Consider the following 618-nt stretch of genomic DNA (forward strand, 5'->3'; position numbering starts at 1 on the left):
GCAGCGGCGGAAGCTGCTGCCGATATGCAGACGGCGCAGCTGGAAGCGCGCTGGATCGCCCGGCGCATCCGCACGCTGATCGACGGCGGCTCGGAGGGAGACAAGCCGTTCCGTATGTACGACGGCAGACTGGGTTCCTACCGCAAGCCGGCCTGGCGCGATATCGTCATTCTGCTGCGGGCGACACAGCAATGGGCCCCTATATTGGTGGAGGAGCTGCAGGCGCACGGCATTCCCGCCTACGCCGAGCTGAACACCGGTTATTTCGAGGCCACCGAGGTCGAAATCATGCTCTCGCTGCTGCGGGTCATCGACAACCCGTTTCAGGATATCCCTCTTGCCGGTTCGCTTCGTTCGCCTATTTTCGGACTGACGGCCGAGGAACTGGCGAAAATCCGGGTGTATGCGGGCGGAGGCTCCTACTACGAGGCGGTTCTCCAGGCTGCGGACGATTTGCTGTTGGATGACGGCATCCGGCACAAGCTCGGTTTGTTTCTCGAACGGCTGAATCGCTGGCGCAATGAAGCGCGGCAGGGCTCGCTGGCCGATCTCCTTTGGGGGATTTGCCGGGAAACCGGCTTTTACGACTTTGTCGGCGGCCTGCCGGGCGGCGTGCAG

At 62.9% G+C, this 618-nt stretch carries 1 protein-coding gene; it reads left to right on the forward strand.

Features of this window, described 5'->3' with window-relative positions; genetic code table 11:
* Nucleotides 1-618: 3'-5' exonuclease (locus BG52_RS01700; protein WP_036666723.1), on the forward strand; the 618-nt coding region annotated here is incomplete at both ends.

The sequence above is a fragment of the Paenibacillus darwinianus genome, assembly GCF_000598065.1.
GTDB classification, from domain to species: Bacteria; Bacillota; Bacilli; order Paenibacillales; family Paenibacillaceae; genus Paenibacillus_I; species Paenibacillus_I darwinianus.